Here is a 22,215-nt window from a genome sequence, read left to right as displayed (position 1 = left end):
CGATACCGCCGGTATCGTCGGCACACATGACACGCCACGCGCAGTACTACCGCGGCAAGCGGTGCTTCATCACCGGTGCGGCCAGCGGAATCGGCCGGGCCACGGCGTTACGGCTCGCCGAGCACGGTGCCGAGCTGTACCTGACCGACCGTAACGCCGAGGGGCTGGCCGAAACCGTCGCCGACGCCCGGGCCCTCGGCGCCCTGGTGCCCGAGTCGCGGGCCGTCGACATCGCCGACTACGACGACGTCGCGGCATTCGCCGCCGACATCCATGCCCGTCACGACGCGATGGACGTGGTGATGAACATCGCCGGGGTGTCGGCATGGGGGACCGTCGACCGGTTGACCCATGAGCAGTGGAACAAGATGGTCTCGATCAACCTGATGGGGCCGATCCACGTCATCGAGTCGTTCCTGCCGCAGATGGTGGCCGCCGGCCGGGGCGGGCATCTGGTCAACGTGTCCTCGGCGGCCGGAATCGTCGCACTGCCCTGGCATGCGGCCTACTCCGCCAGCAAGTACGGCTTGCGCGGAGTGTCGGAGGTGCTGCGGTTCGACTTGGCCCGGCATCGCATCGGGGTATCGGTGGTGGTGCCCGGCGCGGTCAAGACCCCCCTGGTCAATACCGTCGAGATCGCCGGGGTGGACCGCGACGATCCCCAGGTGGAGCGCTGGGTAGGCCGGTTCGCGGGCCACGCGGTGACACCGGAGAAGGCGGCGGACAAGATCCTGTCGGGGGTGGCCCGCAACCGCTACCTGGTCTACACCTCCGGTGACATCCGGGCGCTGTACGCGTTCAAGCGGCTGGCATGGCTGCCCTACAGCGTGGCCATGCGTCAGGTCAACGTGTTGTTCAGCCGCGCCCTGCGGCCGTCGCGGGAGTCGCTGCGCGGTTCCTGACCCGTGGCGTCACCGGCCGCCCCAGTCCCACGCCGGGGTGTTGAGCAGTCCCAGCCCGGTGACCCGCGTCTCGCCGAAGTCCTTGTAGACCTCGATCTCGGCGGTGTCGTGGCGGTCGGCTTCGGCGACGGGCACCGCCCCGAGAAGCTCCGGCATGGTGCGCACGTGGGTCACCACCACGACTTGAGTCCGGGCGGCGGCTGCCCGGATCAGCTCGGCCAGCGGCGTCACCAGGTCGGGATGCAGGGAGGTCTCCGGTTCGTTGAGCACCATCAGCGACGGCGGCTGCGGGCTCAGCAGGGCTGCCGCCCACAGTAGGAAACGCAGTGTGCCATCGGATAATTCGGCGGTGCGCAACGGGCGCAACATGCCACGCTGGTGCAGCTGCAGATCGAACATCCCGTCGTCGACGCCGACCGACAACGTCGCGCCGTCGAACGCGCCCGCGACCGCCCGGTCCAGTTCGCCGTCACCGGACTCGATGATGGTCTGCACCGCCGCGGCCAGGTCGACCCCGTCGGCCGCCAGCACCGGTGTGCGGGTGCCCACCTGCGGCCGACGCACCGGTGCTGCGGCGTCCACCCGGAATCCGTCGTAGAAACGCCAGTCCCGCAACCGATCCCGCACCGCGGCCAGCTCCGGATGCATGCCGGGGTGGGCGAACTCGGCGAGCACGCTGCGGTGGGTGGGCAGCGACCGGGACAGTTCCTCGACACCGGAGTCGGTGTGGGCCTCGGCGTGAGCCCGGGTGCGGCTGACCAACGTGGCCCCGCGGCGCGGCACCGGTCCGGCGAACACGGCTTCCCGCTTGATCTCCGGATCGTGGGCGAACGCCGAGTTCACGCCCGGGGACTGCGGCAGGCCCAGATCGACGCAATAGCCGAAGTCATCGGAGGCGAAACCCAACTCCAGGGAGACCGGCCGCGTCCTGCGGGTGCCCTGTTCGGTTCCGCCGCGGCGGGCCGCACCGAGTTGCTCGGGACCGGCCCACAGCACCGACTCCAGGCCGCCCTCGCGGGCCAGCGAACCGACCACCTCACCCCGGCCGCAGTCCGCGAGCAGTCGCAGCGACCGGTACAGCGAGGTCTTGCCGGTCCCGTTCGCGCCGGTGATGACGGTGAGCGGGTGCAGTGGCAGGACCACCTCGCGAAGCGAGCGGTATCCGCGTACCGCCAGCGTCGAGAGCATGACGGCACGCTATCGGGTGCCGGCGGCCGGCCGAAGTCGGGCCTCCGCTGCGTCGGCGTGGCGAGCGGCCACGCCCACGGGCGCAGCGACGCCGATGGGGGTGGGTCGACGGCCGGTGAGTTGCTGTCCGAGCGGCTTTGCTGGTCAACGGCTGATGAACGTGTGCCCGGGGGTGCTTGTCGGTACCGGGTGATAGACCTGCGGCTATGACGAGCCGACAGTTCTACTGTGAGATGCGACACGCCGAGCGGGGTGGTGTCGCAAGCTTACGACCAGCGAATTTCAACAATGTCGTTCAGAACATCTAGTATTCACACCAAGGGATGACCACTAGGTGTAGTGTTCGGGGGACCGACAGGCCCGGGATCTTCCAGGTATCCGGGCCGCGGCAACCGGCACCTATCAGGTGCCCCTGCCACGGCTGGGGACGCTGGAGAGACGAAGTCCTGGCGGCCCGCTGAAACGTAGTACCTGACCCGTCATCCGGTTGTTGTCGAGGATTCGCTGAGGAGCCTGTCGCCCATGAGTATCACCGTCTACACCAAGCCCGCGTGCGTGCAGTGCAACGCCACCTACAAGGCGTTGGACAAGCAGGGCATCTCCTACGAGGTGGTCGACATCTCGCTGGACTCCGACGCCCGCGATTACGTGATGGCGCTGGGCTACCTGCAGGCTCCCGTCGTGGTCGCCGGGGACCAGCACTGGTCCGGTTTCCGGCCGGACCGGATCAAGGCGCTGGCGCAGACCGCGCTGAGCGCATAACCGGGTCACCGGGTCGGTACGGGCGGAGTCTGACTGAGAGCTGAAGGAGGTCGCCATGTCTGTGAATTCCGAAGGCAGGCTGGTGTACTTCTCCTCGGTGTCGGAGAACACCCACCGCTTCGTGCAGAAGCTGCGCCTGCCCGCCATCCGGATCCCGTTGCACGGTCGCATCGAGGTGGACCACCCCTATGTGCTCGTGCTGCCGACCTACGGCGGCGGACGTCAGCAGCCCGATACGAACGAGGGCGGCTATGTGCCCAAGCAGGTCATCGCTTTTTTGAACAACGAACACAACCGGTCGCTGCTGCGCGGCGTGATCGCCGCCGGCAACACCAACTTCGGTGCCGAGTTCTGCTACGCGGGCAACGTGATCGCCCGTAAGTGCGGGGTGCCGTATCTGTACCGATTCGAATTGATGGGAACCGACGAGGACGTGGAAGCCGTCCGCGCGGGCTTGGCCGATTTCTGGAAGGACGAGGCATGCCACCAACCGCTGCAACTGCAGAGCAGGTAAGCACGACCACCCGCAGTGTGCCGGTGGGTGAGCTGGACTACCACGCGCTCAACGCGATGCTCAACCTCTACGACGGCGACGGCAAGATCCAGTTCGAGATGGACGTGCTGGCCGCCCGCCAGTACTTCTTGGAGCACGTCAACCAGAACACGGTCTTCTTCCACAATCAGGACGAGAAGCTCGACTACCTGATCCAGAAGGAGTACTACGAGCGCGAGGTGCTCGACCAATACTCGCGTAACTTCGTCAAGTCGCTGTTGGATCGGGCCTACGCCAAGAAGTTTCGGTTCCCGACGTTTTTGGGTGCGTTCAAGTACTACACCTCCTACACCCTGAAGACCTTCGACGGCAAGCGTTACCTGGAGCGGTTCGAGGACCGGGTCTGCATGGTGGCGCTGACACTGGCCGCCGGTGACACCAAGCTGGCCGAGCAGCTCGTCGAGGAGATCATCGACGGCCGGTTCCAGCCGGCCACGCCGACGTTTCTGAACTCCGGCAAGAAGCAGCGCGGCGAGGCCGTCAGCTGCTTTCTGCTGCGCATCGAAGACAACATGGAGTCGATCGGCCGCTCCATCAACTCCGCCCTGCAGCTGTCCAAGCGGGGCGGGGGAGTGGCGTTGCTGCTGAGCAACATTCGTGAGCACGGCGCCCCGATCAAGAACATCGAGAACCAGTCTTCCGGGGTCATCCCGATCATGAAGCTGCTCGAGGACTCGTTCTCCTACGCCAACCAGCTCGGAGCCCGTCAGGGTGCCGGCGCGGTGTACCTGCACGCCCACCACCCCGACATCTACCGCTTCCTGGACACCAAGCGGGAGAACGCCGACGAGAAGATCCGGATCAAGACGCTGAGCCTGGGCGTGGTGATCCCCGACATCACCTTCGAGCTGGCCAGGAAGAACGAGGACATGTACCTGTTCTCGCCCTATGACGTCGAGCGGGTCTACGGCGTGCCGTTCGCCGACGTCTCGATCAGCGAGAAGTACTACGAGATGGTCGACAACTCGGCGATCCGCAAGACCAAGATCAAGGCGCGCGAATTCTTCCAGACCCTGGCCGAGCTGCAGTTCGAGTCCGGCTACCCCTACATCATGTTCGAGGACACGGTGAACCGGGCCAACCCGATCGCCGGCAAGATCACCCACTCGAACCTGTGCTCGGAGATCCTGCAGGTCTCCACCCCGTCAGTGTTCAACGAAGACCTGTCCTACGCCAAGGTCGGCAAAGACATCTCCTGCAACCTGGGTTCGCTCAACATCGCCAAGGCGATGGACTCGCCGGACTTCGGCCAGACCATCGAGGTCGCGATCCGGGCGTTGACCGCGGTGTCGGATCAGACCCACATCTGGTCGGTGCCGTCGATCGAGCAGGGCAACAACTCCTCGCACGCCATCGGGCTGGGCCAGATGAACCTGCACGGATACCTCGCCCGGGAGCGCATCCACTACGGCTCCGAAGAGGGCATCGACTTCACCAACATCTACTTCTACACCGTGCTGTATCACGCACTGCGGGCGTCGAATCGTCTTGCGTTGGAGCGCGGTCAGGCGTTTGCCGGCTTCGAGCAGTCCAAGTACGCCAGCGGCGAGTTCTTCGACAAGTACACCGACCAGGTCTGGGAGCCCAAGACCGCGCGGGTGCGTGAGCTGTTCGCCGAGGCGGGCATCCGGATTCCGGAGCAGAGCGACTGGCAGCGGCTGAAGGAGTCCGTGCAAGCCCACGGGATCTACAACCAGAACCTGCAGGCGGTGCCGCCGACCGGCTCGATCTCCTACATCAACCACTCGACGTCGTCGATCCACCCGATCGTGGCCCGCGTCGAGATCCGCAAGGAAGGCAAGATCGGCCGGGTCTACTACCCGGCGCCGTACATGACCAACGACAACCTGGAGTACTACCAGGACGCGTACGAGATCGGCTACGAGAAGATCATCGACACCTACGCCGCGGCCACCCAGCACGTGGACCAGGGGTTGAGCCTGACGCTGTTCTTCAAGGACACCGCAAGCACCCGCGATGTGAACAAGGCGCAGATCTACGCCTGGCGCAAGGGGATCAAGACGCTGTACTACATCCGGCTGCGGCAGATGGCGCTGGAGGGCACCGAGGTCGAGGGCTGCGTGTCCTGCATGCTCTAGAAGTCGTCGTCCGCGCCGGCATCGTCCGGACCAAGCCGGATAAGCGAAAAGTCCCCGCCACGGCGGGGACTTTTCCTTGGGGGAGTCGCACTCACTCCGCGTTTTTGAGCTCCGCGTTGAGTTCTGCGTCATCGGCGTCGAGACGGGCCTGCGCGGCGACCAGCACGTAGTACTCGGCCTGCTCCAACGCGTAGACGGCGAAGGCGACCGCGTCCTCGGCGTCGATCAGCGCGTTATCCGCAGCCCGATCGGCGCGGCGGGCTTGGTGCCGGGCGTGCCGTTTGCCGGCCGACTCCCGCAGCGAAGCGAAGTCGTCGGATACCGAACTGTGCAGTTTGTGCCAACCCGCGGCGATCTCGTCGGCGTCGGCGCGGGCGTCGGCGGCAACCTCGGCGCGGGCCTGTTCCAGGGCAGCCTTCACTTCACTCTCGCGCTGGGAGAGCCATTCCTTGCCTCGTTGTTCGGCCGCGGTCGCGGAATCCTCCAGCGACTTCGCCTGCACGCTGAGCTTGGCGAGTTGGTCGGAGAGCGCCATGTCATTACCTTTCGTTGTGGTGGTGAAACTCAATCGCCGTCGACCCCGCGAATTGGTTCGGGGTCGAGTCGAGGTCAGTCGTGAAGCCGGCTCTTGACCTGCTCCGCCGTATCCGCGCCGAGGCGGGCGACCACCGCTGCACGGGTCACCGGGTCCAGCGCGGTGATGGAGTCCTCGATCTGCGCCACGGTGAGATCGGCGAGTGTCCGCTTACGGTTCAGTACCGTCCCGACTATCGCGAGCGCGGCCACCGCGACTACTGCGGGCACCACTTGTCGCACCCAGTCAAATCTCGCCATGGTGGTATGCCCTTCCGTCGTGGATTCGCTGTGCACGGCTCATTCGCGGCCGGCCAACTCACTTGCCGCCGTACGGATTCCGCGACGCAATTGGAACGCCTTGACCACCTGCAGCAAGCCGATGGCGAAGAGGAATGCACCCGACACCTGGGCCAGACTCACGGTGGATTCGATGGGCCAGGACAGCATGACAAGGCCGGCCAGTACGGCAAGTGCCCCGGAGAGGAACTGCCAACCGCGCGCCGGCAGCCGTCGGTCACCGGCCGCCAGCGCGATCTCCGAGACCCCCTGGAACACGAAGCCGATGCCGACCCAGATTCCCAGCAGCCAAACGCCGTAGCCCTGATCGAAGTATCGGAAAGCCAGTACCGCGAGCACAACCGACAGTGCACCACTGATGAAGAGCAGAATCCGGCTGCCCGCGGTGACCTCCAGGCCGAACGCCGAAGCAACTTGCGCTACACCGGATATCAACAGGTAAATGCCGAACAGAACCGCGGAGACCAGGACCGTGATTCCCGGCCAGAACAGCATGAGTACGCCCAGGGCCATCGCAAGCGCACCCCAGGAAACTGACGCCCGCCATAACATTTGGGCTGATTCACGCACGGTCATCCTGCAAACTCCTCGTGGATATCGGTGAACGGTGCCGGTCGCCTCACCACGCCGACCGGACCCAGAATATCGGCGGTACGCCGCCAACGAAATGGAATCTATCACAGGCGATTTGGGCATTCGTTGTTATGGAGAACAGCGTTACCGGGGATCCTCGCGACGGTAGCGCTCGTCTAAACTCGCGTGCATGACCGACCTGAGCGCCGCATCACCGCTCGCCGAAATCGGAGCAATTCTGGAATCGCGGATGGACGAGCTGAGCCATTTCGTGCTGGCTCGGATCCATTCCGCGGTGCCCTTCTACCGGGACAGCGACGTGGTCTCCGATGCCGAACTACTGCAGTCGGCCACCGACCACTTCAGATTCGTCGTACGCGCTCTGGCGGACAGTTCGTCGTTCGATACCTCTCCGGCCGCGGCGACCGGCAGAGCACGGGCGACGGCGGGCGTCCCGCGGTCGGCGGTGATGGACGCCTACCGGGTGGGCAGTCACTGTGCCTGGGAACAGATGATGGCGCTGTCGGTCGACCAACCCGGCCTGGACCGGGACAGCCTGCTGGCCGCGACCGCGAGGTTCTGGGAAGCGCAGGACCGCTACACCGACGCGATGACGACCGCCTACCACGAGGCCGCGACCCATCTCGTGGTCGAGAACGCCGCCGAGCACGCGGCGCTCACCGAGGCGTTGCTGCAGGGGCGCCCGCTCGGCGAGTACAGCCGGTGGGAAGTCGCGGCGCTGCTGCAACTACCCGTCAACGGTCCCTATGCCATCGTTGCCACGCAACCGTCCAGAGTCGGGCAACAACCGCTGCCGGGGATCGGCCCGATGCTGCGCAGTCTGGATGTCTTCTCCGCCTGGCGTCTGCTCCCGGACATCTTGATCGGCATCATCCACCTGCCGTCGGAATCGGTGTTGGACTCGGTCGTGGCGCTACTGGAACGGGCGACGACCACCGCCGTGGGAATCAGCCCGCTCTTCGGCGACCTCGCGAATACCGCAGTCAATCTGCGTTACGCGCGGATAGCCATGGCGGCCCGAGAGCCGAAGGATTCGCGGGTCCGGCTGTTCGGGGACTCGGTGCTGGCCGTCGCCGTCGTCAGCGCCCCGGAAGTGATCCGCAAGATCACCGAGGTCACGCTCGGGGCGTTCCTTGCGCTGCCGCCGGCCGAGCGTCTGGCACTGACCGAGACGTTCAACGCCTGGATCGACCATGACGGATCGGTTTCAAAGGCTGCGGAATCGTTGTTCTGCCACGCCAACACGGTGCGAAATCGGTTGCGTCGTGTCGAGGAATGCACCGGCAAGACGCTGGCCGTGCCGCGTGACCTCGCCGAGCTGTGCTTGGCCTTCGAGGCCATCGCGCACCTGCCCGATCCGGCGGGCGCTGCTGCAGTTTCGGAAAACTGATACAACGACGTTGTGGTGCGCTGTAATTAAACAACCTACGTGGCAACGGATTTCGATGCTGCGATCTGGACAACGAAAAATCGAAGAAAGCAGAATACATGTGCACACGAGTCCTGTGGCCGGACACCGGCGATAAGTCGGGAAATGCCGTTCTGGTCGGCCGGAACATGGACTTCCACGCGGACCTGTTGACCAACTTATGGAAACAGCCACGCGGTGTGCAGCGCGACGACGGGGTCGCCGGAAAACTGACGTGGACCTCGAAGTACGGCAGTGTGGTGGCCACGGCCTACGACATCACCTCCACCGACGGGATGAACGAGGCGGGCCTGGCCGGCCATATCCTGTGGCTGGCCGAATCCAGCTACGGCGATCCCGACGAATCCCGCACTCAACTGGGCCAGGCGATCTGGCTGCAGTTCTTCCTGGACAACTTCGCGACGGTGGCCGAGGCCACCGCCTGGATCGCCGAGACCGACGTCCAGGTGGTGCAGATGGACGACCCCACCGGCGGTAAGCGGCCCGGACTGCACCTGGCGCTCGACGACGCCACCGGCGATTCGGCCATCGTCGAGTACGTCGACGGCCACGCGCGGGTCTATCACGGCAAGGACCACAAGGTGATGACGAATTCCCCGACGTTCGACCAGCAGTTGGAGCTGGTCAAGGCATACACCGGCCTCGGCGGTGACAAGCCGCTGCCCGGCGGCACCGATGCCAGGGACCGTTTCGCCCGGGCCAGTTACTACATCGAGCGGGTTCCCGACCCGCACTCCCAGGTGGAGGCCATTGCGGCGATGTTCTCGGTGATCCGCAACGCCGCGCAACCTTTCCGGGTTCCGGACCCGGGTAAGCCGGATGCCTCCCAGACCATCTGGCAGGCGGTACTGGACCTGACCAACAAGCGCTACGTCTACGAGTCGACCACCCGACCCAACATCGTCTGGGTGGACCTTGACGATCTGGACTTCTCGGAGGGCAGCCCGCAACTGAAGCTGGATCTGATCGGCGAACTCGCGGTTCAGGGCGGGATCGCCGGCAATGTGGCCGACAAGTTCGAGGACAAGGGGCCGATGACGTTCCTGTCGATGACGATCATGCGGGAGATGGAGGCTGCCGCGGCGAAGGCCAAGGCCGCACGCTGACGAATCCGGTAACGGTGGCTCGATCCGCTAGGTCGGCCACACACCGTTTGCGGCCCGCTCATCGCGTCGGCCTATCGGTAGCCTGAGACGGTGAACGCGCCTTCCCTGACGCTCGGCTACGTCCCCGGTGCGACGCCGGCGAAGTGGGCCCGCATCTGGGCGGAGCGCCACCCCGATGTCCCGTTGCACCTGCACACCGTCGAGGCGGCTGAGGCGGTGGACGCGCTGCGAGCGGGCACCGTCGATGTGGCACTGCTGCGTCCGATCACCGACACCTCCGGGCTGTCGGTCATCGGGCTCTACGACGAGACGACGGTGGCCGTGGTGCCGAAGGACCACGTCTTCAACGCCGTCGACGCCATCAACGCCGCCGACCTCGACGGCGAGCCGAGGTTGCTCCCGATCGACGACGTCGTCGGCTGGGCGGACGCCCCCGGCTCACCGGTCGACTATCGGCCCGAAACCACCGGGGAAGCAATAGAACTCGTCGCCGCCGGGATGGGAACACTGATCGTTCCGCAATCCCTGGCACGGCTGTATCACCGCAAAGACCTCACCTACCGGCCCATCGTTGACGCGCCCGTCTGCCCCGTTGCGATCGCCTTCCGGCAGGGGGAGCAGTCGGAGTGGGTGGAGGAGTTCGTCGGCATCGTGCGGGGCCGCAAGGCCGGCTCGTCACGGGGCCGGGTGCAACCGGCGCCCAAACGCACCGCCCGGGAGAAGACCCTGGCCAAGCAGGCCGCGCGGGCCGCCGCGGGCAAGGTCGCCCGCAAGCCCGGACGTGCCACGCGCGGCCGCCGCTGACCTCGGTCGACCTAGTAGCGGTGATCCGGGCGCCCGGCGGAACCCCGGTACAGCGTGGCGAGCATCAGGTCGCGGAAGCGACCGTTGTCGAGCAGCCTGATCCCGGCGTTGGCCAGCCGCGGCATACCCGCGAGCTTGTGAAACATCCTGCCGCGCCGGTATTCCCGACCCCACGCCGCTTCCATCCGCTGGGCGTAGTTGGTGAAATCGTCCGGTCCGCCGTTGGTCAGCGCCGCGACCGCGCACTCGCCGGCGGTGAGCCCCGATTCGAGCGCCTTGGAGATGCCGGCTCCCGATGTCGGCCGGCCCGCTCCCAGTGAGTCCCCGGCGAACAGCACCCCGGGCCGCCACGGCGGCCAGGCGGTGAAGCCCATCGGCAGCCGCCACGCGCGTACCGTCTTGGACTGCTTGAGTTCGGTGATCGACGGCAGTTCCCACTCCCGCGGCAGCGTCTCGAGGAATTCGCCCAGGAAATGCGTGGCGTTGATGGACTGCCAGTTCTTGTAACTGTTGACGTAGCCCAACCCGATGTTGACCCGTCCGTCGCCCAGCGGGAACACCCAGCCGTAGCCGGGCAACTGGTCGCCCTCGAAGACCAGCTTCATGTAGATGTCGAGGGAATCGACGTCCGGGCGCACGGCGGGCATCTCGGCGCGGATCGCGATCGCGGAGTAGCCGTTGTAGGCCGAATCGAGCTTCAACGCCCGCTTGATCGGGGAGTAGGCGCCGTCGGCGGCGATCACCGCATCCGCCATGACCTTCTCGCCGCCCTTGAGCAGCACGCCGATCACCCGGCCGGTGTCGTCGAGCACCGGACCGGTGGCCTCGGCGGACTGCCGCACCTCCGCGCCGGCCGCCTCGGCGTGCTTGAGCAGCAGCGTGTCCAGCTCCGGGCGTCGTGCCACGTAACCGTGATCGGGCATGCCGGGGCGGCGCGGAAACGACAGTTCCCATTCGCTGGGGCTGAACACCTTGACCCGATTGACCCGATGGAACCTGGCGACCTCCTCGGCCAGCCCCATCTTCTGCAGATAGCTGACCGCACGCGCGGTCAAACCGTCACCGCAGGGCTTGTCCCGCGGGAAGTCCGCCTTGTCCAGGACGACGACGCTCGCACCGGCCTGCCTGGCCTGCCAGGCGGCCGCCGACCCTGCTGGACCTCCGCCGACAACTGCAAGGTCGAATCGCTGCACCACAGCGGCGATGGTAGCCGACCGCCGGTCTGCCCAGGTCAGCGGCGGCAACGCTGTAAGGTGCTTGACGTGCGCGGAACCACGAGAAGCAAGCCGACCGAAACCGGTGGGCCCAAGGTCGATGCGCGCAGCGAACGGTGGCGTGAACACCGCAAGAAGGTCCGCCGCGAGATCGTCGACGCCGCCTTCCGCTCCATCGACCGACTGGGGCCGGATGTCAGCGTGCGCGAGATCGCCGAAGAGGCCGGCACCGCAAAACCCAAGATCTACCGGCATTTCGCCGACAAGGACGACCTGTTCGAGGCGGTCGGGGCCCGCCTGCGCGATGACCTGTGGACGGCGATCTTCGCCTCCATCGACGTCGCCACCAACTCGCTGCGCGACATCGTCCGGCGCAGCGTCGAGGAGTACGTGACGCTGGTCGACGAGCACCCCAACGTGCTGCGGTTCTTCATCCAGGGCCGGGTGCGGGCCAAGTCGGCGACGGCAGCCCGCGCGCTCAACGAAGGCCGGACCATCACGCTGGCGATAGCCGAGATGTTCAGCAACGAACTGCAGGATCTGGACCTCGACCGGGGCGCGATCGAACTGGCGGCGTTCGCGGCGTTCGGCACCGCGACCTCGGCCACCGACTGGTGGCTGGGACCGGAACTCGACAGCCCGCGTCGGATGCCCCACGACACGTTCGTGGACTACCTGACGACGATCATGGTCAGCGTGGTCAGCGGCACCGCCGAGAACCTCGGTATCGTGATGAACCCGGATCAGCCGCTGCACGCGGTCGTATCCACGGCCTGAACGAAGCCCAGACGACACGCCACCACAAGACCTTGTGTTGGCGGCGGTTTCGGGGCCCCAGGGGTAGTGTCTAAGGCCTAGCTTCCGGCGGGTGAAAAGGGGTTCTGGTGAGCGAAAAAGTGAAGCTGATCGACCGGACCTCGGCGATCAACTGGAACCGGGTCCAAGACGACAAGGACGCCGAGGTCTGGGACCGGTTGACCGGCAACTTCTGGCTGCCGGAGAAGGTGCCGGTCTCCAACGACATCCCCTCCTGGGGGACGTTGACCGACGACGAGAAGCAGCTCACGATGCGGGTCTTCACCGGCCTGACGCTGCTGGACACCATCCAGGGCACCGTCGGTGCGGTCAGCCTGATCCCCGACGCGCTGACCCCGCACGAGCAGGCGGTCTACACCAACATCGCGTTCATGGAGTCGGTGCACGCCAAGAGTTACAGCCAGATCTTCTCCACGCTGTGTTCGACCTCCGAGATCGACGAGGCGTTCCGCTGGTCGGAGGAGAACGTCAACCTGCAGCGCAAAGCCGCGATCGTCATGCAGTACTACCGCGGCGACGAGCCGCTCAAGCGCAAGGTCGCCTCCACCCTGCTGGAGAGCTTCCTGTTCTACTCCGGCTTCTACCTGCCGATGTACTGGTCGAGCCGGGGCAAGCTCACCAACACCGCCGACGTGATCCGGCTGATCATCCGTGACGAGGCCGTGCACGGTTACTACATCGGCTACAAGTTCCAGCGCGGACTGGCCGCCCACGACGAGGCGGTGCGCCAAGAGCTCAAGGACTACACCTACGAGCTGCTCTTCGAGCTCTACGACAACGAGGTCGAATACACCCAGGACCTCTACGACGGGGTGGGCCTGACCGAGGACGTCAAGAAGTTCTTGCGCTACAACGCCAACAAGGCGTTGATGAACCTCGGCTACGAGGCGCTGTTCCCGCGCGACGAGACCGACGTCAACCCGGCGATCCTGTCGGCGTTGAGCCCCAACGGCGACGAGAACCACGACTTCTTCTCCGGGTCGGGATCGTCGTACGTGATCGGCAAAGCCGTCATCACCGAAGACGAGGACTGGGACTTCTAAGCCCCGTCGGCGACGGTCACGATCGTCTTCCCGGGGCGACGGTGCCCGGGGGCCAAGACCGTGGGCACCTCGGCCAGGGCGCAGGTCGCTGCGACGAGTGGGCGCAGGCGGCCGTCGTGAAGGCGCTCTGCCAGGGTCGCTAGGCCCGACCGGTCGGGTTCGACGACGAAGAACACGGCACGGCCCCGCTCGGGCCGAAACCGCGGCGGCTCGGCGATGGTCACCAGCGTCCCACCGGGGCACACCAGGGCGGCCGAATCGTCGAGCAGTGCGCCGCCGATCACGTCGAACACCACGTCCACCGGCCCGACGTCGGCCAGCCGATCCTGCTGCAGATCCACAAATCGGTCGGCCGCCAGGTCCATGACGGTATCGCGGTGTGCGGTTCGGCCACTGCCGATGACGTGGGCACCCGCCTCGTGGGCCAGTTGCACGGCCAGCGAACCGACCGCGCCGGCGGCCCCGTGGATCAACACGGTCTGACCGGCGACCAGCCCCGCGTGATCGAACAGCCCCTGCCAGGCGCTGAGCCCGGATATCGGCACCGCCGCGGCCACCGTGTGATCGACACCCGCCGGCAGCGGTACCAGGTTGCGGGCCTCCACCGCGACGTATTCGGCCAGCGAACCGTTCCGAGCCCAATCGGTGATCCCGAAGACGGGCTGGCCGGGTGTCAAACCGGTTGTGCCGTAACCCAAATCGGCGACGACATCGGAGACGTCATGGCCGGGAACACTGGGTGTCCGGTCGCGTCCCGCGCGGTCGGTCCAGGTCGCCGGCCAGTCGAGCTCATCCGGGGTGAAACCGGCGGCGTGGACTTCGACGACGACGTCGTTCTCCGCGGCGTGCGGGTAGGGGAGCTCGGCCAGGGAAAGCCCGCCGGGGCCGGCATCGCGGTCCGTCGCAACGATCGCCTGCACAGGCTCTACCGTCGCATGTTCGTCGGCCGGGTGGCGGGACATCTCGCGCATTCGGTGCTGCGCCCGCCCGGGAACGTGCTTACATTGCCGCATGACCGCCGCGGTCGCGCAGCAAGGCAGGACCTATCAGGGCGTACAACTGGCCCTGGCCACCTGGGTCTCGATCATCTGCTTCTGGGCGTGGAACCTGGTCGGCCCGCTCTCGACGCAGTACGCCGCCCGGATGTCGCTGAGCTCCAACCAGCAGGCGCTGATGGTGGCGACTCCGATCCTGGTGGGCGCGCTGGGCCGAATCGTCACCGGGCCGATGACCGACCGATTCGGCGGGCGCACCATGTTCATCGGGGTCTCACTGGCCTCGATCCTGCCCGTTCTGCTGGTGGGCTACGCGGCGACGATCGGCTCCTATGCGTTGCTGGTCGCCGCCGGGTTCTTCCTCGGTATCGCGGGCACCGTGTTCGCGATCGGAATCCCGTTCGCCAACAACTGGTTCGCCCCCGAGCGCCGCGGGTTCGCCACCGGGGTCTTCGGGATGGGGATGGTCGGCACCGCCGTCTCGGCGTTCTTCACCCCGCGGTTCGTGAAATGGTTCGGTCTGATGGCCACGCACGCGATCGTGGCGGCGGCGCTGGCGGTGACCGCCGCGGTGTGCCTGGCGGTGCTGCACAACGGTCCGCAATTCGTGCCGAACACAACCCGCGTACTGCCGAAACTGATGGCCGCCGCGAAACTGCGGGTCACCTGGGAGATGTCGGTGCTCTACGCGCTGGTGTTCGGCGGGTTCGTGGCGTTCTGCAACTACCTGCCCATCTACACCAAGACCATCTACGACTTCACGCAGGTCGGGGCGGGGGAACGCACCGCGGCGTTCGCGCTGGCGGCGGTGCTGGCCCGATTGCTCGGCGGCATATTGGCCGATCACATCCTGCCGAAGTACGTGGTGTTGGCCGCACTGGCGGGCGTGGCCGTGCAGACGCTCATCGCGGTGTTCAACCCGCCTGCCGACCTGTGGACCGCGCTGACGTTCATTCCGCTGGCGGTGGCGCTCGGTATCGGCACCGGCGGGGTTTTCGCGTGGGTGTCGCGGCGGGCACCGGCGGGATCCATCGGTTCGGTCACCGGGATCGTCGCGGCGGTCGGGGGACTGGGCGGATATTTCCCACCGCTGGTGATGGGGGCCACCTACGATCCGGTGCACAACAATTACACGGTGGCACTGTTGATGTTGGTGGCGACGGCGGTGCTGCTGTTCGGCTACACCGCCGTGTTTCTGCGGGCGCGTGAGCCCGGCACCGCACCATCACCGCCGAATTGAGGGAGGACCACGATGCAACGCGAGACCGGCGGGCGGTCCCGATCCTGGATCGTCGGGGCCGCGATCACCGTCTTAGTGGACCTGTTCTTCGCCGTCGACGCCGTCCCGAAGATCCTCGGGATGACGTTCGCGCGGGAAGGCATTGAGGGGCTGGGCTTCTCGCCGGACAAGACCGCGGTCATCGGCTGGGTCCTGCTGGCGTGTCTGGTGGTCTTCGCGATCCCGCGCACCGCCGTGCTGGGGGCGCTGGGACTGACCGCCTACCTGGGCGGCGCGGCGACCATCAACCTGCATGGTGACGCGGCGTCGGTCGGCCCGCTGTCGTTCGCGGTCTGCGTCGGCCTGCTGTTGTGGACCGGGCTCATTCTGCGCCGTCCGGAACTGCTACGGGTATTGGGAATTCGGCGCGACTGAGCGGTTCATCGGGACGGCAGCCGGTCCAGCAGTTCGTCGAGGAACCCGCCGGCCTCCCGACCGGCTTCCGGCACGTCGCCGGCGGCGATCGCCTCCAGTAGGCCCCGGTGCCGGATCTGATCGACCTCCGGCGGCGTGGCGCTGGTGGCCGCAACACTGGCCATCACCACTTCGGTGAGCCCGCAGTACAACTCGGTCAGCACCGGATTGTGTGACGCGCGGACCACCGCGAGGTGGAACTCGGTGTCGGTGCGGACGAAGTCGGCATGCCGCCCCTGCCGTTGGTGGTCATCACGACGTGCCAGCAGATCGCGCATCTCGGCCAGATCCGCGTCGGTGCGGGCGACGGCCGCCAAGCGCGCGCCCTCGACCTCCAGGCAGCGTCGCACCTGCAGGACGTCGCGCAGCTGCGTCCCGCACAGCCGGCGCAGGGCGCCGGACACCTCGCTGGTCGCGCGCACGTAGGTCCCGTCGCCCTGGCGGACTTCAAGGATGCCGCTGTGCGCGAGCGCCCGTACCGCCTCACGCACGGTGTTGCGGCCTACCCCCAGTGATTCCGCGAGTTCGGGCTCGGTCGGAATCCGCGAATCGACCGGCCATTCCCCGCTGGTCACCGACGCGCGGAGCTGCTCGATCACCTGATCTACCAGGCCGGTGCGGCGGGTGGTGACCAACGGCACAGCGTCCTCCGTTCATCCAATCATCCGATGTATGCGATCCTACTTCAGGTGACCCGCCCAGCCCGTGCCGAAACGCTGCGCGAATACGAGCACGACTTGGAACGCGAACTCGACGGGGTCACCGAGATCCGGCCCGCGGTCATGGCCGCCGGCGGCGCACTGCTGACCGTCGCGGTGATCTTGACCGCGTTGAACCTGCGCCCGGCGATCACCAGCGTGGGGCCGCTGCTCCCGGAGATGCGCGCGGCGCTGGGTACCTCCGACACCTGGGCGGGCGTGCTGACCACTCTGCCCGGCCTGTGTTTCGCCGCGGCGGGACTGGCCGCGCCGTGGCTGTCCCGACGGATCGGCGTGGGCCGCACCGTCTCAGCGGCGTTGCTGACTCTCATTGCGGGACTGGTGATCCGGGTGTGCGACGGGCCCATGGTGGTGCTCGGCGGAACGCTGGTGGCGACCGCGGGAATCGCGTTGATCAACGTGTTGATCCCGGTCGTCATCCGGGGCTCCTTCCCGGCGCGGGTCGGGTTGATGACCGGTGTCTACACCGCGGCGCTGCAAGGGGGCGGGGCGCTGGGTTCCGCGGTCACCCCGGTGCTCGACGACGCCCTCGGCGGCTGGCGATCGGCATTGGGCACCTGGAGCGTGCTGGCGTCGGTGGCACTGGTCGCCTGGATGGTGGGCGCCCGTGGCCTCGGCCGGGCCCACACCGCAGCCCCCGCGGCGGCGAAGGGCCGTTCGCTGCTGCGTAGCAGGCTGGCGTGGACCGTCACATTGTTCTTCGGCACCCAGGCGTTTCTGGCCTACATCATCATGGGCTGGCTGCCCGTGGTGCTGATCGACAACGGGATGAGCGATGCCCGCGCCGGATTGCTGCTCGGGCTGATCTCCCTGATCGCGGTTCCGATCAGCCTGGTCCTCTCGCCGCTGGCCGCCCGCAGCGGCTCGCAGAGCGGATGGATCATCGCCTTGGGAGCACTCGGTATCAGCGGCATCCTCGGCCTGCTGATCGCCCCGGCGGCGGCGCCGCTGCTCTGGACGGTGTTGGTGGGCCTCGGGATGAGCGTTTTCTCGTTGGCGCTCACCGTGATAGCGCTACGGGCCCGCGATGCCGAAGACACCGTGCGGCTGTCGGGGATGGCACAGGGCTTCGGCTACCTGTTGGCCGGCATCGGCCCGTTCCTGTTCGGCCTGCTGCGTCACCAGACCGGGGACTGGACGGTGCCGTGGCTGATGGTGCTGGCGGTGTATCTGGTCCAGACCCTGACCGGCGCACTCGCCGGGCGCAACCGTTACGTCTGATCCGGCCGGGCCGGGATCAGTTGCTGCGCAACGACTCGGTGTCGATGACGAACCGGTAGCGCACGTCGGAGGCCAGCACCCGGTCATAGGCGGTGTTGATGTAGTCCGGTTCGATGACCTCGATCTCAGGACGCACACCGTGCTCGGCGCAGAAGTCCAGCATCTCCTGCGTCTCGGCGATGCCGCCGATCAGGGAACCGGTGACGCTGCGGCGCATCCGTACCAGCGGGCTCGGCGGCACCGTCAGGGCGTGTTCGGGCATGCCCAACTCGACCAGGGTGCCGTCGAGGGTGAGCAGGTTCAGGTACGCGCCCAGGTCCAGGCTCGCCGAGACGGTGTTGAGGATGACGTCGAAGTTGTTGCGCAGATCCTTGAAGGTCTGGCGTTCGCTGGTGGCGTAGTAATGCGAGGCGCCCAGGCGCAGGCCGTCCTCCATCTTCTTCAGGGACTGCGACAGGACCGTCACCTCGGCTCCCATCGCGGCCCCGAGCTTGACGGCCATGTGGCCCAGCCCGCCCAAGCCGATGACCGCGATCTTCTTGCCGGGACCGACGTCCCAGTGCCGCAGCGGCGAATAGGTGGTGACTCCGGCGCACAGCAGTGGCGCGGCGGCATCCAGCGCGATCTCGTCGGGGATGCGCAGCACGTAGTTCTCGTCGACGACGATCGCGCCGCTGTAGCCGCCCTGGGTGGGCTGCCCGTCGCGACCGACACCGGCATAGGTCCCGATCATCCCGCCGCCGGTGCAGTACTGCTCGACGCCGGCCCGGCAGTTGGCGCACTCGCGGCAGGAGTCCACGAAGCAGCCGACGCCGACCCGGTCGCCCACCTTGAACTTCGTCACCTCGGCACCGACGGCCGTCACCACGCCGGCGATCTCGTGGCCGGGGACCAGGGGGTACTGCGGACGGCCCCACTCGGCTTTGACGGTGTGGATGTCGGAGTGGCAGATACCGGCGAAGGCGATGTCGAACGCGACGTCGTGCGGACCGGGGTCGCGGCGGGTGATGGTGGTCTTGCCCAGCGGAGCGTCCGGGGCGGTGGCGGCATAAGCGGAAACGGTGCTCATCGGTGGAGATTCCTCTTCAGATATCAGTCGAAACGTAAAAAGATAGCTTAGCAAAGTTGTTTGCCGGGGTCGTCGTCGAAAGCGGTGAGTTCGGTCACCGGTCAGATGTTCGTCGCGAAGCCCCGGCGGTGTCGGGGGTCCCGATTAGTGTCGCGGATATGAGCCGAAGTCCCAAAGTCGACCAACTCGTTCTGTACAAGCACGGCATGGCATTCGTCGGCCGCCGTGGCCCGGTCGACGGCGACTTCACCCTGACGTTCCGTCGCGACGACATGAAAGACGTCCTCAAGTCCCTGACCGTCGACACCGCCGGGGGAGCCTCCGTCGGTGTGGTGTCGTTCGATACCCCCGCCGACCCGCGCGCCGAACTCGCCGATCGCAGCCTGCTGCTCGAGCCGGGCGCGGCGCTGGCGGATCTGCTCGAGGCACTGCGGGGCCGCGCCGTCGCGGTGCGGGCAGGTGAGCTGACGCATCGCGGGGAGGTGATCGGTCTCGACGACAGTGCCGACCCCGCAGGTCGGCGACTGCTGGTGCTGCGCACCGATTCCGGTGCGGTCGACCTGGTCGATCTCGCCGCGGCGCAGGGATTCGACGTCTTGGACCCCGTATCGAAAGACGACCTGGACTACCTGATCGACCGGTCGCGCGCCGCCACGTCGGGACGAAACTGCGACATCGGTGTGCAGATCACCGGTGCCGGTGCCGACGTGCGGGTGTCCTACGTCGTCGCCGCGCCGATGTGGCGGGTGTCCTACCGGGTGATACGGGACGGTGATTCGGTCACGCTCGTGGCGACGGCGATCATCCACAATCCACTCGATGAGGATCTGGCCGATGTCGAGGTGACTTTGACTACCGGCCAACCGATCTCGTTCGATATCGACCTCTATCACAGTCGGCGGGTCGAGCGGGTGGTCGTACAGGAGAGCACGCGCACCGCGGGCCCGCGGCGTGGCAGCAAAATGATCGAGGCGGCGACGCCGATGCTCGACGCCATGCCGATGGGTGCCGGCTACGACTCCGCGGTCGAGGACGTCGAAACCTCCGACCGCGGCGAATATTTCGAATACCGGATAACGACTCCGGTGTCGCTGAAGCGCGGCGGTGCCGCCATGATCCCGATCGCGGCGGCGCCGGTCGACGCAGTGCGCAGGGAATTGCTGTGGCGTGACGACCGCGGACCCGCCCCCGACGTGGTGCTGGCGTTCGCCAACACCAGCGGTGTCGTGCTCGAGGAGGGGCCGGCGGTCGTCTACGAGGACGGCGGATATGCCGGAGAAGCGATGCTGGACTTCACTTCTCGCGGTGCCGATGTACGACTGCCCTTCGCCAAGGACCTCGCGGTGCGCTGCCGCAGTGCCATGACGACCCGGACGGTCACCACCCGGATCGCGTTGACCGCCGACGTGCTCGTCGAAGAGCAGCGCACCGAGCGACGCCACGTCCTGCATGCCGAGAACGACCACGACCATCCGGTCGAGGTGATCTTCGAGCTGCCCGCGTACCACGGACATACCGTCGTCGCCGAGGACGGCGCCGGTGACGCCGGCCGTGACGGCATGTGGGCCCGGTTCGCGGTCACCGTCCCTGCCCGCCAGATCGCCGAGGCGACGGTCCTGGAGACCTGGCCGGTCGAGTCCGAGATCTCCTACGACGACCTCGAGCCGGGCCGGCTGGAGGAGTGGCTGGCCGGGCGCACCCTGGATGAGACGACGGTGCGCGCCCTCTCCGAGGTGCTGCGGCACCGCAACACCGCTCGACGCCTGGCGGCGCAGTGCGCGCAGGTCGGCGACCGACGCGAAGAGGTCTACGCCGCGCAGAGCCGCATCGCCGACCAATTGGGGGTGCTGGGCACCGAGGGCGCCGAAGGCGAGCTGCGGGCCCGGCAGGTGCGCGAACTGGGCGTCCTGCAGGACCGCGTCTCGGAACTGGACGCCGAAGTGCGCCGGCTGCGCGAGCAAGCCGACACCGAGCAGCGGCTCGCAGCCGACGAACTGGGCCGACTGATCGGCGCGGACCGACTCAGTTGATCGGCGCGTTCACCCAGCGCAGATCCTCGACGACGCCGCGCGCGGCGACCGGGCCCTGCCCGCTCTGCCAGATCTCGTTGTTGACCACGAACACCCGGCTGTCCCGGTTGGCGCTCAGGCGACGCCAGGCCACACTGTCGAACACCGTCGCCGCCCGGTCCCTGGCCGCCGGCGAATCAAACGACACGTACACGATGTCGCCGTCGGCCGCCGAGAAGTCGGCCCGGCCGGCCAGGTCGGCGTCGCTAGCGGCGATCTCCAGGTAGGGCTGATCGGTGAACCGCTGTAGCGGCGGCCGGTCCACGCCGACGGCCCGCAGCACGGCGGCGGCGAATCCGGACGCCCCGTAGACCCGTACCGCGTTATCGGTGAACTGCACCACCGACACCTGGAAGTGCGTGGCATCACTGGTCTGGCCGGACTCGGCGGCCTCGGCCCGGAAGTTCTCCAGCAGCGCCTCGGCCGCATCGTCCCGGGCGGTCGCGGCACCGACGGCGCGTGCGTTGTCCTGCCATGCCGCGCCCGGCACGCCGCTGAACACCGTCGGGGCGATCGCCGCCAACTCCGAATATCCCGGCGTCAGGCCGTCCGCCCCCAGGATGAGATCCGGGTGCAGTTCGGCGATGGCGTCCCGGTCGGGGTTGCTGCGCGAGCCCACCGCCGGCACCCCGTGCAGGACGGCACCCAGGTACCAGGGCTGATTCGGTGACCCGTCGGGCAGCGCGGCGCCCACCACCCGGTCCTGCAGGCCCAGCGCGCACAGCATGTCGAGCTGGTCGCCGGAGAGCACCACGATGCGCTCCGGTTCCTCGGGCACCTCGACGGTGGCCGGCTCCACGCCGACCGCATTGTGTGCCCACCGCGTCGGCGGACCGGGATCGGGATGCGCCGGCTCCGGCGCACAGGCCTCGTCGGGCCGCCGGTCGTTGCCGAGCACACCGGCTCCGGCGACCATCGTCGTACTGGTGGACATCGACGTCGCGGCGGTTTCGGCACCCTCGCCGGCGCATCCGGCTGCCGTGAGCACGGTCGCCGCAAGTGCTGTCACCGACACCGTCCACCGGCCCGCCCTCGTCACGCGGTGACGTTAACACCCACCGGGAAC

22 protein-coding genes are annotated in these 22,215 nt (G+C 67.2%); 13 read left to right on the top strand and 9 right to left on the bottom strand.

The features are described from left to right. Positions 1-26: 26 nt before the first annotated feature. Positions 27-902: an SDR family oxidoreductase gene (locus RCP38_RS12995; protein ID WP_308473358.1), complete on the top strand. Its 876-nt coding sequence runs from the start codon at positions 27-29 to the stop codon at positions 900-902. A 9-nt stretch (positions 903-911) separates the two neighbouring features. Here RCP38_RS12995 and RCP38_RS12990 read toward each other — a convergent pair whose 3' ends face one another. Next, a complete protein-coding gene (locus tag RCP38_RS12990; protein WP_308473357.1) occupies positions 912-2,090 on the bottom strand; it encodes an AAA family ATPase in 1,179 nt (392 codons plus the stop codon). Positions 2,091-2,612: 522 nt separating this feature from the next. Between RCP38_RS12990 and RCP38_RS12985 the strand changes: the two genes are divergently transcribed. Genes RCP38_RS12985 through nrdE form a run of 3 tightly spaced genes read left to right on the top strand, consistent with a single transcriptional unit; the run spans position 2,613 to position 5,504 of the window. Further along, positions 2,613-2,852, top strand: coding sequence for a redoxin NrdH (locus RCP38_RS12985; RefSeq protein WP_308473356.1), 240 nt, complete (start codon positions 2,613-2,615; stop codon positions 2,850-2,852). A gap of 55 nt (positions 2,853-2,907) precedes the next feature. Continuing rightward, the gene (nrdI, locus tag RCP38_RS12980; protein WP_308473355.1) at positions 2,908-3,366 is read left to right on the top strand and encodes a class Ib ribonucleoside-diphosphate reductase assembly flavoprotein NrdI; all 459 of its coding nucleotides are present in this window, start codon (positions 2,908-2,910) and stop codon (positions 3,364-3,366) included. Beyond that, a complete protein-coding gene (gene nrdE / locus RCP38_RS12975) occupies positions 3,333-5,504 on the top strand; it encodes a class 1b ribonucleoside-diphosphate reductase subunit alpha (RefSeq protein WP_308473354.1) in 2,172 nt (723 codons plus the stop codon). The genes nrdI and nrdE overlap by 34 nt, the downstream gene beginning before the upstream one ends. Positions 5,505-5,595: 91 nt before the next feature. On the opposite strand, the gene RCP38_RS12970 is transcribed toward nrdE, so the two are convergent. The 3 genes from RCP38_RS12970 to RCP38_RS12960 all read right to left on the bottom strand — a co-directional run bounded on the left by RCP38_RS12970 (position 5,596) and on the right by RCP38_RS12960 (position 6,953). Further along, on the bottom strand, positions 5,596-6,039 hold the full coding sequence (locus tag RCP38_RS12970; protein ID WP_308473353.1) for a hypothetical protein: 444 nt from the start codon (positions 6,037-6,039) through the stop codon (positions 5,596-5,598). Between the two features lie 74 nt (positions 6,040-6,113). After that, a complete protein-coding gene (locus tag RCP38_RS12965; protein WP_308473352.1) occupies positions 6,114-6,338 on the bottom strand; it encodes a hypothetical protein in 225 nt (74 codons plus the stop codon). 39 nt (positions 6,339-6,377) lie between these two features. After that, positions 6,378-6,953, bottom strand: a complete 576-nt coding sequence (locus RCP38_RS12960; RefSeq protein WP_308473351.1) for an HdeD family acid-resistance protein — start codon at positions 6,951-6,953, stop codon at positions 6,378-6,380. A gap of 187 nt (positions 6,954-7,140) precedes the next feature. Between RCP38_RS12960 and RCP38_RS12955 the strand changes: the two genes are divergently transcribed. The 3 genes from RCP38_RS12955 to RCP38_RS12945 all read left to right on the top strand — a co-directional run bounded on the left by RCP38_RS12955 (position 7,141) and on the right by RCP38_RS12945 (position 10,310). Then, entirely contained in the window at positions 7,141-8,361 is a 1,221-nt protein-coding gene (locus RCP38_RS12955) for a PucR family transcriptional regulator (RefSeq protein WP_308473350.1), read from the top strand. Positions 8,362-8,459: 98 nt separating this feature from the next. Further along, on the top strand, positions 8,460-9,506 hold the full coding sequence (locus RCP38_RS12950) for a linear amide C-N hydrolase (RefSeq protein WP_308473349.1): 1,047 nt from the start codon (positions 8,460-8,462) through the stop codon (positions 9,504-9,506). Between the two features lie 90 nt (positions 9,507-9,596). Next, positions 9,597-10,310 carry a LysR family substrate-binding domain-containing protein gene (locus RCP38_RS12945; protein ID WP_308473348.1) on the top strand — a complete coding sequence of 238 codons (714 nt, stop codon included), beginning with the start codon at positions 9,597-9,599 and terminating at the stop codon, positions 10,308-10,310. 11 nt (positions 10,311-10,321) lie between these two features. Here the strand turns inward: RCP38_RS12945 and RCP38_RS12940 are convergent, their stop codons facing one another. Continuing rightward, positions 10,322-11,506, bottom strand: a complete 1,185-nt coding sequence (locus RCP38_RS12940; protein ID WP_308473347.1) for an NAD(P)/FAD-dependent oxidoreductase — start codon at positions 11,504-11,506, stop codon at positions 10,322-10,324. A 57-nt stretch (positions 11,507-11,563) separates the two neighbouring features. Between RCP38_RS12940 and RCP38_RS12935 the strand changes: the two genes are divergently transcribed. Together RCP38_RS12935 and nrdF are read left to right on the top strand one after the other, a co-directional pair. Further along, positions 11,564-12,301 carry a TetR/AcrR family transcriptional regulator gene (locus RCP38_RS12935; RefSeq protein WP_373692356.1) on the top strand — a complete coding sequence of 246 codons (738 nt, stop codon included), beginning with the start codon at positions 11,564-11,566 and terminating at the stop codon, positions 12,299-12,301. A 107-nt stretch (positions 12,302-12,408) separates the two neighbouring features. Further along, the gene (gene nrdF, locus RCP38_RS12930) at positions 12,409-13,383 is read left to right on the top strand and encodes a class 1b ribonucleoside-diphosphate reductase subunit beta (RefSeq protein ID WP_308473345.1); all 975 of its coding nucleotides are present in this window, start codon (positions 12,409-12,411) and stop codon (positions 13,381-13,383) included. On the opposite strand, the gene RCP38_RS12925 is transcribed toward nrdF, so the two are convergent. Next, positions 13,380-14,303: an NADP-dependent oxidoreductase gene (locus tag RCP38_RS12925; protein WP_308473344.1), complete on the bottom strand. Its 924-nt coding sequence runs from the start codon at positions 14,301-14,303 to the stop codon at positions 13,380-13,382. The genes nrdF and RCP38_RS12925 overlap by 4 nt on opposite strands. Before the next feature lie 91 nt (positions 14,304-14,394). On the opposite strand from RCP38_RS12925, the gene RCP38_RS12920 reads away from it, so the two are divergent. Then, positions 14,395-15,618 (top strand): MFS transporter, encoded by a 1,224-nt coding sequence (locus tag RCP38_RS12920; RefSeq protein WP_308473343.1) that lies wholly within the window; start codon positions 14,395-14,397, stop codon positions 15,616-15,618. Positions 15,619-15,630: 12 nt separating this feature from the next. Continuing rightward, a complete protein-coding gene (locus RCP38_RS12915; protein WP_308473342.1) occupies positions 15,631-16,032 on the top strand; it encodes a DoxX family protein in 402 nt (133 codons plus the stop codon). Between the two features lie 5 nt (positions 16,033-16,037). Here the strand turns inward: RCP38_RS12915 and RCP38_RS12910 are convergent, their stop codons facing one another. Beyond that, positions 16,038-16,712, bottom strand: coding sequence for a FadR/GntR family transcriptional regulator (locus RCP38_RS12910; RefSeq protein WP_308473341.1), 675 nt, complete (start codon positions 16,710-16,712; stop codon positions 16,038-16,040). 48 nt (positions 16,713-16,760) lie between these two features. Between RCP38_RS12910 and RCP38_RS12905 the strand changes: the two genes are divergently transcribed. Next, on the top strand, positions 16,761-18,011 hold the full coding sequence (locus RCP38_RS12905; protein WP_308473340.1) for a CynX/NimT family MFS transporter: 1,251 nt from the start codon (positions 16,761-16,763) through the stop codon (positions 18,009-18,011). Positions 18,012-18,027: 16 nt separating this feature from the next. Here the strand turns inward: RCP38_RS12905 and RCP38_RS12900 are convergent, their stop codons facing one another. After that, positions 18,028-19,080, bottom strand: coding sequence for an NAD(P)-dependent alcohol dehydrogenase (locus RCP38_RS12900; RefSeq protein WP_308473339.1), 1,053 nt, complete (start codon positions 19,078-19,080; stop codon positions 18,028-18,030). Between the two features lie 158 nt (positions 19,081-19,238). Here RCP38_RS12900 and RCP38_RS12895 point away from each other — a divergent pair, with 158 nt between their 5' ends. Then, a complete protein-coding gene (locus RCP38_RS12895) occupies positions 19,239-21,110 on the top strand; it encodes a hypothetical protein (protein WP_308473338.1) in 1,872 nt (623 codons plus the stop codon). On the opposite strand, the gene RCP38_RS12890 is transcribed toward RCP38_RS12895, so the two are convergent. After that, positions 21,103-22,188, bottom strand: coding sequence for an iron-siderophore ABC transporter substrate-binding protein (locus tag RCP38_RS12890; RefSeq protein WP_373692355.1), 1,086 nt, complete (start codon positions 22,186-22,188; stop codon positions 21,103-21,105). The genes RCP38_RS12895 and RCP38_RS12890 overlap by 8 nt on opposite strands. Positions 22,189-22,215: the final 27 nt, after the last annotated feature.

The organism is Mycolicibacter sp. MU0083 (assembly GCF_963378075.1).
In the GTDB taxonomy this organism is placed as follows: Bacteria; Actinomycetota; Actinomycetes; order Mycobacteriales; family Mycobacteriaceae; genus Mycobacterium; species Mycobacterium kokjensenii.
The sequence above is the reverse complement of the archived record's forward strand: the minus strand, read 5'-3'. Positions and strand labels throughout refer to the sequence as shown.